Annotated in this window: 17 protein-coding genes and 1 pseudogene; 10 read left to right on the top strand and 8 right to left on the bottom strand. The window is 45.1% G+C overall.

The genetic code is table 11. The annotated features are described in order from the left end of the window. The first annotated feature begins 58 nt into the window (after nt 1–58). On the top strand, nt 59–370 hold the full coding sequence (locus DEH07_10565) for a hypothetical protein (GenBank protein ID HBY04937.1): 312 nt from the start codon (nt 59–61) through the stop codon (nt 368–370). A 136-nt stretch (nt 371–506) separates the two neighbouring features. Here DEH07_10565 and DEH07_10560 read toward each other — a convergent pair whose 3' ends face one another. Continuing rightward, nucleotides 507–794, bottom strand: a complete 288-nt coding sequence (locus DEH07_10560) for a hypothetical protein (protein ID HBY04936.1) — start codon at nt 792–794, stop codon at nt 507–509. A gap of 683 nt (nt 795–1,477) precedes the next feature. Here DEH07_10560 and DEH07_10555 point away from each other — a divergent pair. Beyond that, nucleotides 1,478–2,068, top strand: coding sequence for a hypothetical protein (locus tag DEH07_10555; protein ID HBY04935.1), 591 nt, complete (start codon nt 1,478–1,480; stop codon nt 2,066–2,068). An 83-nt stretch (nt 2,069–2,151) separates the two neighbouring features. Here DEH07_10555 and DEH07_10550 read toward each other — a convergent pair whose 3' ends face one another. The 3 genes and pseudogenes from DEH07_10550 to DEH07_10540 form a co-directional block, all read right to left on the bottom strand. Continuing rightward, a complete protein-coding gene (locus DEH07_10550; protein HBY04934.1) occupies nt 2,152–3,054 on the bottom strand; it encodes a prenyltransferase in 903 nt (300 codons plus the stop codon). A gap of 191 nt (nt 3,055–3,245) precedes the next feature. After that, nucleotides 3,246–3,584, bottom strand: a complete 339-nt coding sequence (locus tag DEH07_10545) for a transcriptional regulator (protein ID HBY04933.1) — start codon at nt 3,582–3,584, stop codon at nt 3,246–3,248. A gap of 71 nt (nt 3,585–3,655) precedes the next feature. Beyond that, a pseudogene (locus DEH07_10540) lies at nt 3,656–4,674 on the bottom strand (ammonia channel protein). Nucleotides 4,675–5,172: 498 nt separating this feature from the next. Here DEH07_10540 and DEH07_10535 point away from each other — a divergent pair. Together DEH07_10535 and DEH07_10530 are read left to right on the top strand one after the other, a co-directional pair. After that, the gene (locus DEH07_10535; protein ID HBY04932.1) at nt 5,173–6,291 is read left to right on the top strand and encodes an oxidoreductase; all 1,119 of its coding nucleotides are present in this window, start codon (nt 5,173–5,175) and stop codon (nt 6,289–6,291) included. Between the two features lie 25 nt (nt 6,292–6,316). Further along, the gene (locus tag DEH07_10530) at nt 6,317–6,499 is read left to right on the top strand and encodes a hypothetical protein (protein HBY04931.1); all 183 of its coding nucleotides are present in this window, start codon (nt 6,317–6,319) and stop codon (nt 6,497–6,499) included. Between the two features lie 85 nt (nt 6,500–6,584). Here DEH07_10530 and DEH07_10525 read toward each other — a convergent pair whose 3' ends face one another. Continuing rightward, complete coding sequence (locus DEH07_10525) at nt 6,585–6,746, bottom strand: DUF1540 domain-containing protein (protein HBY04930.1); 162 nt, start codon at nt 6,744–6,746, stop codon at nt 6,585–6,587. A 614-nt stretch (nt 6,747–7,360) separates the two neighbouring features. Between DEH07_10525 and DEH07_10520 the strand changes: the two genes are divergently transcribed. The 3 genes from DEH07_10520 (at nt 7,361) to DEH07_10510 (ending at nt 10,424) form a co-directional block, all read left to right on the top strand. Next, on the top strand, nt 7,361–8,086 hold the full coding sequence (locus tag DEH07_10520) for an N-acetylmuramoyl-L-alanine amidase (GenBank protein ID HBY04929.1): 726 nt from the start codon (nt 7,361–7,363) through the stop codon (nt 8,084–8,086). Nucleotides 8,087–8,308: 222 nt separating this feature from the next. Beyond that, the gene (locus DEH07_10515; GenBank protein HBY04928.1) at nt 8,309–9,181 is read left to right on the top strand and encodes a hypothetical protein; all 873 of its coding nucleotides are present in this window, start codon (nt 8,309–8,311) and stop codon (nt 9,179–9,181) included. Nucleotides 9,182–9,257: 76 nt separating this feature from the next. Beyond that, nucleotides 9,258–10,424 carry a hypothetical protein gene (locus tag DEH07_10510; protein ID HBY04927.1) on the top strand — a complete coding sequence of 389 codons (1,167 nt, stop codon included), beginning with the start codon at nt 9,258–9,260 and terminating at the stop codon, nt 10,422–10,424. Between the two features lie 13 nt (nt 10,425–10,437). Here DEH07_10510 and DEH07_10505 read toward each other — a convergent pair whose 3' ends face one another. Next, the gene (locus DEH07_10505) at nt 10,438–11,433 is read right to left on the bottom strand and encodes a spore gernimation protein (protein ID HBY04926.1); all 996 of its coding nucleotides are present in this window, start codon (nt 11,431–11,433) and stop codon (nt 10,438–10,440) included. Nucleotides 11,434–11,813: 380 nt separating this feature from the next. On the opposite strand from DEH07_10505, the gene DEH07_10500 reads away from it, so the two are divergent. Together DEH07_10500 and DEH07_10495 are read left to right on the top strand one after the other, a co-directional pair. Next, nucleotides 11,814–12,536 carry a hypothetical protein gene (locus DEH07_10500; GenBank protein HBY04925.1) on the top strand — a complete coding sequence of 241 codons (723 nt, stop codon included), beginning with the start codon at nt 11,814–11,816 and terminating at the stop codon, nt 12,534–12,536. 147 nt (nt 12,537–12,683) lie between these two features. Continuing rightward, a complete protein-coding gene (locus tag DEH07_10495; protein ID HBY04924.1) occupies nt 12,684–13,406 on the top strand; it encodes a multidrug ABC transporter ATP-binding protein in 723 nt (240 codons plus the stop codon). Here the strand turns inward: DEH07_10495 and DEH07_10490 are convergent. After that, nucleotides 13,197–13,784 (bottom strand): hypothetical protein, encoded by a 588-nt coding sequence (locus DEH07_10490; GenBank protein HBY04923.1) that lies wholly within the window; start codon nt 13,782–13,784, stop codon nt 13,197–13,199. The two genes, DEH07_10495 and DEH07_10490, sit on opposite strands and share 210 nt — an antisense overlap. Before the next feature lie 311 nt (nt 13,785–14,095). After that, nucleotides 14,096–14,284: a hypothetical protein gene (locus DEH07_10485; protein HBY04922.1), complete on the bottom strand. Its 189-nt coding sequence runs from the start codon at nt 14,282–14,284 to the stop codon at nt 14,096–14,098. 281 nt (nt 14,285–14,565) lie between these two features. Between DEH07_10485 and DEH07_10480 the strand changes: the two genes are divergently transcribed. Then, nucleotides 14,566–15,078, top strand: coding sequence for a hypothetical protein (locus tag DEH07_10480; protein HBY04921.1), 513 nt, complete (start codon nt 14,566–14,568; stop codon nt 15,076–15,078). Nucleotides 15,079–15,082: the final 4 nt, after the last annotated feature.

The raw sequence follows: 15,082 nt of genomic DNA, 5'->3' as shown, positions 1-15,082 counted from the left end.
CTAACATCCCTTAACCAGGTTTTAATATGCTTTCCGATGCTTAAAGTCCGATCTGGGTATGCGTCCTATTCACCACCAGCTAGCCGATCTCACCGAAGCCCATCTGTTTATATCTGTGCTGGCTTATCATTTACTTATTGGTATTGAGACAGGTTTACGGGAACAAGGAAATACACGTCAATGGTCAACAATTAAAAAGATTCTTTACACACACACCAGAAGTTCAATAATTTTACATGGTGAGGAAAACAAGATTTACAGTATCCGGTTATCCAGCCAGCCGGAACCAGAGCAACAGGATATCTATAAGAAACTTGGGATCAAGGACTCTCTGAAAAACAAACATACGGTTTTGCACCGCAGAATGTAGTACCTAATTATTTCGATGGATCGAGGCTGCAAGGGGAGTTCGGGGTTTTGGAGGGGAAAGTTGGGTTAACACCTCCTTGGGTTCAACCCTTCATAACGCCGTCGACTGCGTTACTACTATGGTTTCTGCTGACTTCTCACGGCAAATCTTGTTTCAACCGCATTTTGCACATTTGCTTCATGCGTCCGTGAGATCTCCCACGGTAAGACGCGTAACTTTCATCCCATATACCCGCCATATCTACATCCTCGTGTCCGTGCAGTTTATTGGATTTTGTCTTGAGTAGCAGACTCATCCCATTACGGATGCCTAATACGGTTCGTGTTCCTCGGGCCGGAACTTTGCTCATCACGCTTCCTTCAGATTCCACCTCGCGATGGACACCCTTGCGCTTGGCTAATGGTTGGCAACTGCCAGCCCCCATAGCGGTCTTCCACCGCCTAGCTACGCGCCATGCGTGGCGCACTACTGCGAAAAGACAGGCCCATGCGCCTGTCTTTTTATTGCAATTAGAATCATACTAAAGAATATGATAGAATAAGAGCAGGGTTTTTCGGCGCCTCTCAGCTGCCCCCTGCTCTTATCCTTTAGGATAGTGCAATTAAGCACACCCCTCCTTTTTACCCACAGAGTCCGGCCGGGTTTACTCCTACCGACCTGTTCCCGTCTGTTCCCCAGACTTCGAGGTTGTTAATTACAACACCTTCCTGGAGAATCAGCCCTACTAAACCGACCTTCCGACCTTCCGACCTTCCGACCTTCCGACCTTGTTGGGCTGTTTACTTTCGCTTTAAACCAGTACTCTTTACCTGGCTAACGGGTTACTCCTGGGTAATTCCGGTACTTTTGCTTTCGCTCTTTCCCGGATATTTTTATTATATGATTATCTTTTTAGTTTGTCAATAGTTATTTCTGATAGTTTTAATATTTTATTATATTCGCGTTTATCTATATATATGGGGCCAGTTCTGAATTAGTCAGCCTTATAGGCAGGTTTTCTAAAATATTTTTTCAAAGGGGCTTAAAATTTAATTGTCTATCTGTTATAAATCATATATGGCATAAATGCTTTGCACAGGGAAAAACTACTCATGAAAGGTGAGATTAATGAAAAAAATTATTTTAATTTTGCTGCCGCTGATTATACTATTATCTGTTTTTGGCTGCGCGCCCGATACAAAAGAGCTTTCTTCAAAAAATCAAGCCCTGCAAAAAAAAGTCTCCGATCTTGAGCAGCAGTTGAAAACGGCAAAGGAACAATCGGAGAACGAACAGATTACCCTCTATTATGTAAAAGAGACATACACGGATTTTTATCTTGTTCCTGAACTACGCACAGTGCGCCGTCAGCCCGATATGCCCAAACTGGCCATGGAAGAGTTAATTAAAGGACCGTCGGACAAATCTCTTGAAAGCCTTATTCCAGAGGATACTAAAGTAAACAGCGTGAAGGTAAAAGATTTTATAGCTTATCCTGATTTCTCCAGTGAAATTACAAGGTTATCTGTCGGCGGCAAGGGAGAAGCGTTAATTCTGGCTTCCATAGCAAACACACTGATCAAATTTCCGGAAATAGAAAAAGTACAAATTCTTATTGACGGGAAACAAGCTGAAACACTGGCCGGCCATTATGATATCAGTAAACCCATTGGCCGAAATGATACCGTACTCCTGCTCAACACGAATACCAGCGCTTAACTTGGTTAAAGTAAAAAAAGGACTGCTGCGGAATGAAATGTCTTCCGGACAGTCCTTTTATTTTACTTTATAAAAGCTAGCCTTTAAAAAGTATGTGAAAAGAATAGCCCAACAGCCATCAAAAGCGGGGTTAACAGGATAAAGATAACGTTCTGACCCATGAGGGGAATTATATTCATGATTTGATCGCTGTCTTTAAGCAAACCCTTGATAATCTTGACCACAATGAAAAATGGGAAGACAGAAATTAAGGCCAGCGGCGGCAGTAAGCGCATATAGACGGCTGCGAAAACGCAGATGTACATGGCGATAACAAATGATGTATAAATATATGTGCTCTTTGTCCTGCCTATTAGAATGGGGAAATGGCGCCGGCCGACCAGGCGGTCCACTTCGGCGTCAGGATATTGGTTAAGAAGCAACAGGTTGCTGACCAAAAAGCAGGGAACCAAAGAAGCGGCCACCGAAGTCCAGTCATAAGAACCCTGTAGGACATAGTAAGTTCCCATAACCATGCAGGGACCGAACCCTATTCCGGGAGCAAGCAAGCATAACAGAGGATGCCGTGTTATAAACTGGGTGTAAAACGCAATCAGGATTAATCCGGGCAGGCCAACCAGCATTAAAGGCCACCCACAGATAACTAAAAAATATACTCCAATCAGCGCCGTTAAAGCAAAGGTTAAAATACCGAAAACAAGAGCGGCCGAAGGTGTCATTTGTTTTCCCGGCAGGATGCCGCTGCCCCCGCTGAAAGGTGTTTTTAGAGTGCACTTATCAAGCCCGCTTTTATAATCTAAATAATCATTTAATATGTTTACCGAAGCGTGAGCTGAAAGGGCGCCTATTAAAATGATGACCAGGTGGAAAACATTGATGCCGCTCGCCTTCCAATAGGCCGCAGCAACACCGACAATAACGCAGACTAAAGTCAGGATCAAAAACTGTGGCCGCGTTTCACGAAAATAAAGTTGAATCTTCTCCATTATCAAAACCCTTCCTTTTGTACAGGTTATACAGGCATATCTATTACCTATTTATATAATTCGACTTTAAATTCCTTCTTTCCTTCAAAGAATTTCCGGTTGGAATAAAAAACCCGGCTTTTGCCGGGTTACTGCAAGTCAGGTATAGATCTTAAAAGTCTTCATCGGTTATTTTACCGCCACGGTTATTTTTAGATTGCGTCGTGTCCTTTTTCACCCGTGCGTATACGGATGGCCTCGGAAACCGGGTAAATAAAGATTTTTCCGTCTCCTATCTCACCGGTCCGGGCAGCTTTAATTACTATGTCGACTACCTTGTCAACGTCGTCATCGTGGAGGACCATCTCCACTTTGACTTTGGGCAATATGTTGATGCTATACTCCTGCCCCCGGTAAATTTCCTTGCGTCCCTTCTGCAATCCGCAACCTAATACCTGGCTGACGGTCATGCCTTTTATGCCAAACCTTCCCAGCGCGTCTTTTACATCTTCAAGTTTGCCCGGTCGTAGAATACATTCAATTTTAGTCATCGGTTAAACATACCCCCCGCAAAGATATATTAAAAGATATAGTATATTCTACGGTACTAGGTCTTTTACCTTCAATCGGACACTTCTTTTAATAAAGAAACATTTTCTGCGCCCGCGCTTAAGGGAAATCCGTATGTAACCGTTTCCCCTATGGCCAGGTCTGCATAACCATTTTCTCCGTGCAGCGAGAAATCAAGCCCTGTATCTTCATCCTGATCGCTGACTCTTAATTTTACAAATATACCGACGACCTTAAGGATCACAAAGCTTGCTGCTGCAACAAACACCAGGGTCGTCAGGGCGCCCAGACATTGAATTCCAAGCTGGGCGGCGTTTCCGTAAAAAAGCCCGTTTGCTCCGGCAGGATTTACTGCCTTCGAAGCAAATAAGCCGACCGAGATTACACCCCAGGTTCCACCCAGGCCATGGACACCGAAGACGTCCAGAGAGTCATCATAAGCAAAACGCGTTTTAACAACGCATACGGCATAGTAGCAAATTAAAGAAGCCACCAAACCGATAAGCAGGGCCGATGCTGGACTGACAAATCCTGACGCAGGTGTTATAGTGTTGCCGCCCCCAATCCTGCAATACAACCGGTAGCGGCCCCAAGCATTGTAGGCTTGCCGTGATGCAGCCACTCTATAAACACCCAGGTAATTGTCGCTATAGCGGCTGAAGTATTGGTTACAACAAAAGCGCTTGCTGCAATTCCGTTTGCAGCCAGAGCGCTTCCGGCATTAAAACCAAACCATCCAAACCAAAGCAGCCCTGCGCCCAAAACAGTAAAAGGCAGGTGATGCGGAAGCATCGGTTCATTGCCGTATCCTTTACGCCTACCCAGAACCAGAGCCGCAATCAACCCTGAAAATCCTGCGCTGATGTGTACCACAGCACCTCCGGCAAAATCCAGGAAGCCTCTTTCGCGAAGCCATCCGCCCGCTCCCCAGACCCAGTGAGCCAGGGGATCGTATACTAAAGTAGACCAAAGGAAGATGAAGATCAGAAACGCCGAAAAGTTCATCCGCTCGGCGACTGCTCCCGGAATAAGGGCAGCTGTAATTATGGCAAACATAAGCTGAAAGACCATAAAGGTAAGGTGGGGTATAGTACATGAGCATAACCAGCGCGGCGCTGATCATTACAAAACAATTGTCCGCGGCTGAAGAATCATCCGCTAAGGAAATACCCGGAATAAACAGAAGCAATAAAGTAAAAAGCAGCGTATATTTAGGAATCCGCTGCAAACCAATCATTCAATCAACCACCTTGTAATAAAGCTTTCCTAGCTCAAAATCCCAACATGACTTCTTACTTAACCAGGTTCATCTAGAAGCGGTTTTTTCTTTCATCCTTGATTTGCATCTCCTTTAAGGCAAAAAAAACCATCTCTGATCACCTTATCAGAAATGGGCATCTTCGCCGCAAATAACAAGTATCGACTGCGATACTTTCATATTAACTTATACACAATTATAGTAACTGGAAATTATAAAGTCAACGAATTTATACCGTGTGCGGCGCGGGACAAATAAAAAATACCGTGATGGTTATGCTAAAAAAAACAAAGACGAGGTGGTTAGAGGAAATGTTGAAATTAAGAGTTGGAATAATTGGGGCAGGTATGGCGTTTGAGAGGCTTCATTACCCCGCCTATCAGGAATTGCCGGACAGATACGAAATAAAGGCCATCTGTGACGAAGATAAAAGAAAAGCGGATTATTGGGCTAAAAAACTTATCTTGGATAATTCAACAGTTTACTCCGACTATAAGGAAATGGTCAAAAGAGATGATCTCGATGTAATCGATATCATGGCGCCCATTGGAATGAATTACCGTGTTACACATGACGTCGCCTCGCTTTTAACCGGCTCCCACAAATCAATTATCTGCGAAAAGCCCCTTGCCGCAACTATGGATGAGGCAAAAGCGGCTGCCGAACTGCCTCAGAAATACCATGTCCCGATAATGATTGCGGAAAACTACAGATATAATGAGGAAATCAACATAATCAGGGATTACGTCGGAGAAAAAAGGATCGGCGAAACGTTTTATTTCGTCCAGAACAGGGTCGTCGATTTTCTTGGTGAAGTTGCCAGCGACCGGTTTCCGTCTGCTGAGTGGCGGCAGCGCCCCGATTTTCCCGGCGGGGCAATCCTGGATACGGGAGTTCACGAATTTGCAGCTTTAAGGCATATCTTCGGGGCGATTGACAAGGTGCAGGCTTTCGGACAGCACCAGAGCTATGATTACGCCCCCTATTCCGTGATTTGTGTCAACATGCTTTTTAAAAGCGGTGTCATCGGCACTTTTTCATTCTTCTGCAGCGGAAAAGAGGTGCAGAGACCCCTGGTTGGACTGCGTATCTTCGGCGCCTCCGGGATGATTTATCTGGAAGAAAGAAACTGCGGAACAGTAAATGTTGCCCACAATAACGGTGATTACGAGCGTATCCCTTACCGTCCTCAGCGCGGCTTTTTCAACGAACTGCTCAACTTTTACCAGGCGGCAAGCGGAAACGAACCTATTTCCGTCACCCCTGAGATGGAATTCGGGGATACCTACACCGTCCTTCAGATTTTAAAGAGCATCGGGACGGATGAGATTATCTGGCTGGACAAAGAGGCTGAATACAAACCCGATTACGGCGCAATACACAGAAATACAGCCAGGGAGCCGCGTGCGGGTAAATCTAATTTCAGCTAGACGCTTTTTAAAGAAAGGGTATTTAATGAACAGTATTAATCCGGACGGCGAACAATTTTCCTATGTGGGCAGGTTCAGAATCTCACCCTTTGTGCTCTGCTACGGCTGCTCCCGGCCTGTGCGCAACGAGCATTCATACTGCTTTATCGGAGATGATTCACCGACTTACCGTTTCTACTGCAAGCTCTGTATGAACCTGTTCTCCTAGATGAAGTGCAATTTTGAACCTTCATTCAAAGTTGGCCCACCTGATGCAATCTCAAGGTGGGCCAACAATATGTCAGGATTTGAAATTAAAACATTTTTTTGGACTTAAAAGTCTCGCAGCAAGTATTCTCCGACATACTGCATTTTTTATCGGCAACGCTTGATCTGACCATTATGCTGTCAGCAGTGCATTTGCCTGTGCTGTTGTGATAGCATTCTTCAATTTTACATTCTATTCCATGCGGCATAATAACATATTCTTTCTCACTAAAGTTATTTTAACCATGCGGGCAAATCCGTATTCACCAGAGTGCAGGCTTATCAGACGACACCTTTGTTTTTCGGCGTGAAGCACTTTGAGCGAGATTGCTTATTCAAAAAACGTATTGGGCTTCATTTACTAAGTTGTTTTAAATTATTAATTCTTAGGAAAATGTGACGAGGCTATATTTAGAAAGGTCTGCGGCCGCCTAAGCAAAAAAAAACCAGGCATGAGGGATATAGCCTGGACAAAAAAAAGGGGGCCTCAAAAGGCCCAAAAAGCTTAACGAAAGGAGGTACTTATGTTTTGCAGGCCCGGCCCCAGGGGAAAGGCCGGTTTTTTAAGAATCGACTGTTTCTACCGGGCCTGCATGTAAAGCATAGCAAAACAGCCCGTCTTATTCAAGAGGGAAATATTACCTCTAATCTGCAAGAGAGATAAACAGACAATAATAGAGATATACGTACTAAATATTCATCATATTTAGTCTTAACATGTATATGGACGCATTTCGATATTATTTGCCTGTATTTCGTATTTGTCCGCTATTGTGTACAAGTTGTTTTTTTGGTAGAAGAGAAATGTTGTACAAAAAAAGTCATGTGCATAAAAAAGGTGGTGTGTTTGATTAATAACGTTGTAGCTGTACTGGACCCCGGGCATGGGGGATTTGATTCCGGAGCAATCGGGCCTAACGGAACGTTTGAGTCGGATATCGCTCTGTCTGTAGCTTTCCAGGCCGAAAAATATTTGTCACCCTCTGTAAAAGTCCACCTGACCCGAAGGGATAACAAATCTTTGGCCAACGATGCGGCAATGGATTTAAAAGAGCGTGCTTCAATTGCAAAAAAAGCCTGCGCCAATTGTTTTGTTTCAATTCACTGCAATAATGAAAAAGATAAAAACAACAGTGGAGTAGTAACCTACCATAACACAGGAAACGAGAAAGCGAGACGCCTGGCGGCAAGTATTCATAACAAATTGGTCCCAGCTGTTGGCCTGTTCAGCCGTGGCTTGAGAGAAAAGGACCATGACGTTTTAAACTACAGCGCCTGTCCATCAGCATTGGTCGAACTGGCCTATATTTCCAACTACCAGGAAGAAGCTCTGCTGAAAACAGCCGACTTCCAGGACAGGGCTGCCTGGGCTATAGCAAGCGGTATCGCCTCATATCTGGGTTTTTACCTGAATCCAATTCCCGATTTTCCTGAAACACCCTTTGAAAAACTTTCGAAAAGATTTTCCCTGAATAACAGGTGTTCAGGAAATGATCCTGTTACCTGGGATGAATTTGCCGCTGTTCTTAAAAAACTTGGTTTTCTTTAAAAAATTAAATTTGTCTCCTGGGAGACAATATTATCTTTGAAATAATAAATTAAAATCTTTTAGAGTATATTTCTTTAAGCAAAAAGCCGGTAATCCGGCTTTTTGCTTAAAGAAATACTACCTCTTAAATCTATTATATATCAACTCCTCTCCTCTTCAACTTTATTTAAACAGATTTAATATTTAAGCTAAAACATAGAGCTTTTAAGGAAGAGAAAAAAGTTGTATCGACCTAATAAAAATCTTTTCAAATTATTAATCATCATTTCCTGCCTGTTCTTATGCCTTATTCTTACCTCAAATGCCGCATCAATTGCCGCAACAGCCTCCGAAGATCAAACTGCAGTAAAAACGCAGTTTAAAGATATTACTGAAAACGACCCTCTCCTGCCTTTCATCCGTTACTTAACTGAAAAAGGCATTATCAACGGATTCCCGGACGGGACTTTTCAACCAGGCGCAAATGTCACCCGCTCCCAGGCGGCGAAGGCAGTGGTTTTAGCTAAAGGGCTGCAGCCGTTAAAAAACGTTTATCCTTCATTTAAAGATGTAAATTCAAAGCACTGGGTTTTCGGGGAAATTGAAGCCGCAGCGCAGGCGGGATTTTTCAAAGGATATCCCGACGGCGCTTTCCGACCGGATAAAAAAATCAGCCGGGCTGAAGCGGTGTCGCTTTTCATCAGGCTTACGGGAGGCACCCTTGCCGAGAATGATATTACGATAAAAGACGTCGCCCCAGGCAACTGGGCTTACTGGATTGTAGCCACGGTAGTTCAGGCTGGCCTGGTCAAGCCGGGAGAAGACCAGCTCTTTCATCCCGACTGGCCGGCGGATTTCTCTTTGGGGCAATATGCTTTCCGCGGCGCAATCTATGACGGGCAGAACATCTGGATGGTCCCCTGTTTTGCAGACCGGGTAGTTAAGATCGATAAGGATACCGGAGTCATGACCGGATATGGTTCCTGGCCGGATAGCTTGAATAGAAATGACTGGTCATTCCAAGGCGGCGTTTTCGACGGGCAAAATGTCTGGTTGATCCCCTGCGGAGCCGATATAGCAGAACTAACTATTGGTCTTTGGCTGCGCATAAGCTAAAAATGACTATACTAAGAAGGAAAATATTAATAACTTTACCCGGTAGAATCCTGGATCGGATATTCTTGAAAAATATTTGAACAATAAAGTCGTTTTTGCTCCGTTAAGACAGAGAAAGAGGGACATTCCCGAACTTGTTGATTATTTATTAAAGAGATCCGCCCAGATATATAAAAGGCCCGTCCCGCCTGTCAATGAAGAAGCCATGGGTAAATTGCTGTCTCATGACTATTTGCAGAAAAATATAACCGAACTCGCAGAGGCCCTGGAAAGAGCTTTTCAGATTGCGGAAAATGACAGGATTGAGTCCGAACATATCTTTTTAGGCGTCGCATTGGGAAATATCGGACCTGGCATTAACCTTCTGCGAATAAAACCCCTGATGGCGGCAATTCAGAAAAAGATCTACCCCGGTTATTTTCAGGCCGCCGTTACCCTGGCGTTTGTCACAAATATATGCCTGAATTTGTTCGGAACGAAAGATCACAGCCAAAATTGGGGCACAATGATTTCCTGGTCGCTCGGCTGGCCGTCGTTTGTCTTTTGCGTACTTTTCTTCGGGCGCCTTACCTGTTCTGTCTGCCCCATGTCCAACATAGCTTCCTTTTTTCAAAGATTCTTTCACCTGGCCAAACCGATTCCCGCATTTATTAAAAAGAATGATTACCTGATCATAACTTTTTTATTTGTCTTCATACTCTGGATTGAAGAAATAACCAACATGAGGCAATCCCCCAGGGCTACGGGAATCCTTTTTCTGTCTATTGTTTCAGGCGCCGTGATTACGACCGTTTTACTTCCGCGCCATTCCTGGCGCCGTCATATCTGTCCCCTGGGAGACATGTTCGGGGTTTGTTCAATGGCTTCCCCGCTCGAATTACGCTCCAATGCTGAACTTTGCCTGAACAAGTGCACAACTTACAGCTGTTATAAAGGGGCCGATAATAATCCGGGCTACCCCCTTTTCCAACATGTCCCTTTTATTGACAACAACCAGGACTGCAAGCTTTGCATGAATTGTGTGCGCAGCTGTCCCAACGGTTCGGTCCAGCTAAACCTGCGCCCGCCGGCGATGGAAATTTGGGATTTAGTCAGGGTAAGGCGCAGTATGACTGTTTTTGTAGCCGCTCTATTAATGATTATTTTCCCTCTTATAATATTTAACATGCTTCACGAAAGTCTAACCCACAGCCAGTGGTTTCTATGGTTCACCGTATATTACTGGTTATTGAAGTTGCATTAAGCCCATTTAAACTCTAGCTCGTGGCTGCCGTCTGGTTGAACTTTATCGGAATGCGTACTTTGTTAAGCTCTTTACATTTTTTTTCTGAGCCGCAATGGAATACTTCCAGATATCCGCTGTCAACAGACGGCCTTTGGAATTTAAGATAAGTTGAGAACTCGCCCCTGCCGGGATTATCTGCGGATGCTCTGGCGCAACCCTCGGCAAGTTTTACCCCGCTCCCGGTGACAATTCGCAGATTAATTGGTGCGTCAACAATCCGGGTGTAACCAGCGACTTTCATGGGAATATCCACAAGTTCCTCCTTTACAGGCATCGTGATCCAGACGGCAGGCTCCAAAACGTTAGACAGGTCACGCTTATACGGTGTTTCGGAAAGGCTGCCGTTTCCCCACCATTCTCTTGCCTGCTGATCCAGGGTCCCGTCAACCTTGAAAGCCACCTGTTCAATCGTGGGAAATTCGGTTAATGTGTTGACTATGCCTTGAATCCCAAGAGCGCCAACTCCGGATTCAGGTTCGGCTTTTAAAACCTCGCTGGAAAAATCGACACTGGCAAGCCCATTGTTTATACTGATCCCCCTTATCCGGGTTTCGCGCGGCAGGACGGTAAATGCATTTTCGGTAAATGGCTGCCCGTTAATCAACTCTTCCAGGGCAGCCCTGGCCACACGCCGTGTATAGGCAACGGTATGTGATTCCCGGACCAGGCAGAAATCTTTGTTTGTCTTCTTTACATAATAAACAGCCACATCCATTGTTTTAGGTGTCGCTTCCTGCGCTTTTGCGATCATGTTCTGACCGCCGGGCGGCTGCGTATTCTTTATTTGCCCGCAGCCGGCGGCAAATCCTATGATAAAAATCGTTGCTGCAATCGTTGCGCTAATAATAATCTTGTCCCTCAATCTTAAAAAACCCCTTTCATTAGCAGCCTGCAAGCGCATTAAACGGCATGGATGTCTAATAAGAAAAGTAAAGGAACATCTGTCCATTAAACAGTCGAATATCATAAGATAATTTAGAAAATCTACTGGAGATATTTTGCAGATACTGGAGAAAATATCAGGACAGATTATTAGCCTGATTTTTATTGCGGCGAAGTATATAAGATCAGCCGGAGCCTGTAAATAAACAAACTTAAATGCGGCAGGCTGTTGTTTGAAACTGTCAAATCACCGATCCGGATTATCTACCCTTTTTTAGCATTCCTAATAAAGTATGCCCCTGCAAGTACTCGTTCAGCACATAAAGGAGGCTCCTTAAAACGGAGAAAAACTCTCTTTACCCGCGACCTCGATCTCCTGTCCAGCAGTTAAAATCCCTTTCCGCTGCTGATGCGGCAGTTATCGATGAAATAATCGCCATTTCCCGAGACGTGCGCGGTGCGCAGATGTTCGGCGTTATGGAAAACCCACCGGAATTAATGACCACTTCAAACAAGCTCAGCATGTTTTGGGAGATGCGCAAGTACTTCAAGTACTTCACCGGCAAGTACGCCCAGCCGATAGGAGATTACGCCCGTACAATCAAGAACGATTTGCTGCGAAAGATTATAGTGAACTTGTTTATGCCGGAAGTACCCGTCTGGTTTGTCGCCCTGCTTCTGACCCTATTAGCGGATAACCAGATAGCCCTTTTAGAAGGAGGCTGCCGGGACTTCGTCGGCGCCATCGAAAACCGCTATAAAGCTCTGGGCGGAGAGGTGTTCTACAATACCAGGGTGGAAGAAATCCTGGTTGAAAACAATTCGGCAAAAGGCATACGCCTCACCGACGGGAGCAAATATGAAGCAGAAACGGTAGTTTCCGCTGCGGACGGATACAGCACAATATTTAAACTCCTTGGCGGACGTTATGTCGATGAAAAGACAAGGATACGATACCAGAACTGGCGGTTGATCTACCCAACGGTAATGGTCAGCTATGGCGTTTCCCGGACCTTTGAGAAGGAGACCCCCCTGAATATCGTCTTTTACAAAGAAACTATCCTTTTAGGAAAACAACATGTCGACGGATTCTCACTGCGCATTTTTAACTACAGCGATAAATTTGCCCCTGCCGGAAAAACCGTTGTTAAATATACTATTGACTTTTTCTTAAATAAGATTGAGTAGGATTCTTGAAGAGGTTCGAAAGTTATTCTATTTCGTTTATTCTATATTTAGAGGAAAACTGTCAGCCAAGCGCATAATCCGGACGGCGGTGAGGTTGCATAAAAACAGCTTTGTGGCCTAAGGAGTCGGGCCAGTAGGAAGGTAACGATCGACTTTCTGCCGGAAAACTTTCATTACCAGGACTGGCTTACCGGCCTGGAAGTCCTCAACCTGCATTTCTCTTTGGGCCGTCTTGATCCTTCGGCAAGGCATTCCAGGATCGCCCATGTCCTGGAAATTACAGGTCTGACAGGCAGGGAAAAACAGCGGGTGCGCACATACAGCAAGGGCATGCAGCAGCGCCTCGGTCTGGCCAGCGCCCTGCTCACCGATCCTGATCTTCTCTTCCTGGACGAGCCTACGTCGGCGCTTGACCCGCTTGGCCGCAAAGAAGTCCGGGAAATCATCCTGGAACAGAAATGGAAGAGGAAAACAGTTTTTCTAAACAGCCACCTGCTGAGCGAAGTAGAAATGAACTGTGACAGAGTGGCTATTATCAATAAGGGGAGAATTATCGAAGAAGGACCGATTGACTATCTGACCGGAAAAACCGTAGAGGTGGAAGTGGAAATCGGAGGGCGAACTCCTGATCTGGATGCGGCGCTGGAAGAAGCCTGTTTTTCAATTTCCTGGGCAGGAGAGAAAGGAAAGGCGCTGTTGAGAAAGGCGCTGTTGAGCGATAAGGAAGACAGAGCGCGCCTGGCTGAAGTAGTCATTAAAAACGGCGGAAGGCTGTATGAACTTGTTGGGCGCCAAAATTCCCGGGTCAACGTACGGACGGGCCGAGACATCCATCAGCCCGACTACAGCGCGGGGCCGTTCCTGCTGTGACTCATGGAAAGGAATCAGGCAGGTGCTCTGGCGCCCTGAAGCCTGTGGTATATAAACACTGCTGCTGTCCGGATCATCGTAATTGGCCAGTACAACCAGGGCTGTCAATTGATCGGCATTTACATAAAAGATGACCAGTTGCAGGATTTCTTTATCCGGATCCGCCAGAGACAGAGGTTTAAAAACAACATAGGTATAGGGGATATCTGTTACAGGCAGTTGATCCACAAAGCCTTTGGCGGCGGCAGTAAGCATTGCAATTACACAGCCCCATTTTCCTTCTTTGAACTGTAAAGCATCCGGCGGCAGTTCATTAGTAAAGATGACAGCTACGGGCTCATATTTTATTTGTAATTCCCGGGCAATCCTGCTTTCCAAATTATCCGCCTCCTCCTATGCAAATTTCATATAGTTTATTTTCTGACTGATTTTAAAATTTCCTTCCGCCAGCCGGAAATTCAAGCGGCGCCAGATAATCGCCAGTTAATAAGTATGAAAATTCATCTGGCAAAAGGAGGTCAATGACTTAAATGGATTTTGAGCCTTAATTCAGAGAACGAGAGAACCCGGAGGATAAGCGGGGGAAGTGTTTGAGGCGCACTGGCGCCGAGTTTTGACCGAGCCCGAGGGTGAACGAGTTCGTACAAATATAAGAAAGCGATTATTAAGCACGTAGGCAGTTGACCTCCCTAATGAAAGATTGTTTTCAAAGTGTAGATACATAAACAACACCCGCGGCGGACACCATAAAAACAGTTAATCTGTGAAGGAGGTCCGGTCGTGAGAAAATCTATAAAGTTAATGCTGTGCGCAGTGTCGATGACAGCCTTTGCCGCCAAAGTAATTGCCAAAGACAAAATACGGAATTTCTTTCGCAATACTTTAAAGACTTTTTAACTCCCCCTCCCGCCGTTATAACCCATTTCCTCTCTTTGAACCGAATTATTATGTTAATAACATGAGCAGGTCTAAAACATCCAGTACCAGGGTGAAAAGATCCGCTTATTTATTTTTTTATATTCTTTGTTTCGACAAATTTTCCAAAGGACTAATTATTTTTCTGTCAAAAGAAGTGACAAGGGTGGCGCCTCTTGAAAAACCAGCCCTGCAGGTATATATTATTTGAGAAATTAAAAATCTTATAAGGAAATTTGACACCATGAAAAAAGCCACACCGAGAAGCCGGCCGGCTATTTCCATCCCCCGCTCTACTTTAGAAAATGCGCTGGAGATTGCTTATGTAATAGGCATCCTGGCAATGCTTTTTACCCTTGTCAGGTACTGGGCGGCGCTGCCGGACCAGGTCCCCACCAGGTTCGGAACCGGGGGAATCCCGGCCGCCTGGGGCGACAAGACAGCGCTGATCCGCCAACTGCTTGTGTTCGTGTTAATCAGCGCAGGAATATCTTTTTTAAGCCGGTACCCACACCTTTTTAATTATCCCTGGCGGATAACCGAGCAGAATATGAGAATTCAATACCAGCTTGCCCGTACGCTGCTGAGCTGGATCAAGGTAGAACTGGTCTGGCTTATCGGATTCACTGAATGGGGAAGCATTCAGGTCGCACTCGGCTATGATCACGTCTTAAGGATCGAGTATTTATGGGTTTATATGGCGATTATTTTCGGCACGTTCGCAATTTATCTTTACGAGTCATTTAGGGCCCGGTAGTCTA

Source organism: Desulfotomaculum sp., assembly GCA_003513005.1.
Taxonomy (GTDB): Bacteria; Bacillota; Desulfotomaculia; order Desulfotomaculales; family Nap2-2B; genus 46-80.
Note: the sequence above shows the minus strand (reverse complement) of the source record. Positions and strands in the feature narration are given on the sequence as shown.

What these genes read in the sequence shown, in the direction of transcription:
- DEH07_10530 (HBY04931.1), top strand. Translation starts at nt 6,317, where the DNA reads ATGAACAGTATTAATCCGGACGGCGAACAATTTTCCTATGTGGGCAGG.
- DEH07_10550 (HBY04934.1), bottom strand. Translation starts at nt 3,054, where the DNA reads ATGGAGAAGATTCAACTTTATTTTCGTGAAACGCGGCCACAGTTTTTG.
- DEH07_10505 (HBY04926.1), bottom strand. Translation starts at nt 11,433, where the DNA reads ATGATATTCGACTGTTTAATGGACAGATGTTCCTTTACTTTTCTTATT.
- DEH07_10565 (HBY04937.1), top strand. Translation starts at nt 59, where the DNA reads ATGCGTCCTATTCACCACCAGCTAGCCGATCTCACCGAAGCCCATCTG.
- DEH07_10480 (HBY04921.1), top strand. Translation starts at nt 14,566, where the DNA reads ATGAAAAAAGCCACACCGAGAAGCCGGCCGGCTATTTCCATCCCCCGC.
- DEH07_10545 (HBY04933.1), bottom strand. Translation starts at nt 3,584, where the DNA reads ATGACTAAAATTGAATGTATTCTACGACCGGGCAAACTTGAAGATGTA.
- DEH07_10560 (HBY04936.1), bottom strand. Translation starts at nt 794, where the DNA reads ATGGGGGCTGGCAGTTGCCAACCATTAGCCAAGCGCAAGGGTGTCCAT.
- DEH07_10535 (HBY04932.1), top strand. Translation starts at nt 5,173, where the DNA reads ATGTTGAAATTAAGAGTTGGAATAATTGGGGCAGGTATGGCGTTTGAG.
- DEH07_10500 (HBY04925.1), top strand. Translation starts at nt 11,814, where the DNA reads ATGTTCGGCGTTATGGAAAACCCACCGGAATTAATGACCACTTCAAAC.
- DEH07_10520 (HBY04929.1), top strand. Translation starts at nt 7,361, where the DNA reads ATGTGCATAAAAAAGGTGGTGTGTTTGATTAATAACGTTGTAGCTGTA.
- DEH07_10555 (HBY04935.1), top strand. Translation starts at nt 1,478, where the DNA reads ATGAAAAAAATTATTTTAATTTTGCTGCCGCTGATTATACTATTATCT.
- DEH07_10525 (HBY04930.1), bottom strand. Translation starts at nt 6,746, where the DNA reads ATGCCGCATGGAATAGAATGTAAAATTGAAGAATGCTATCACAACAGC.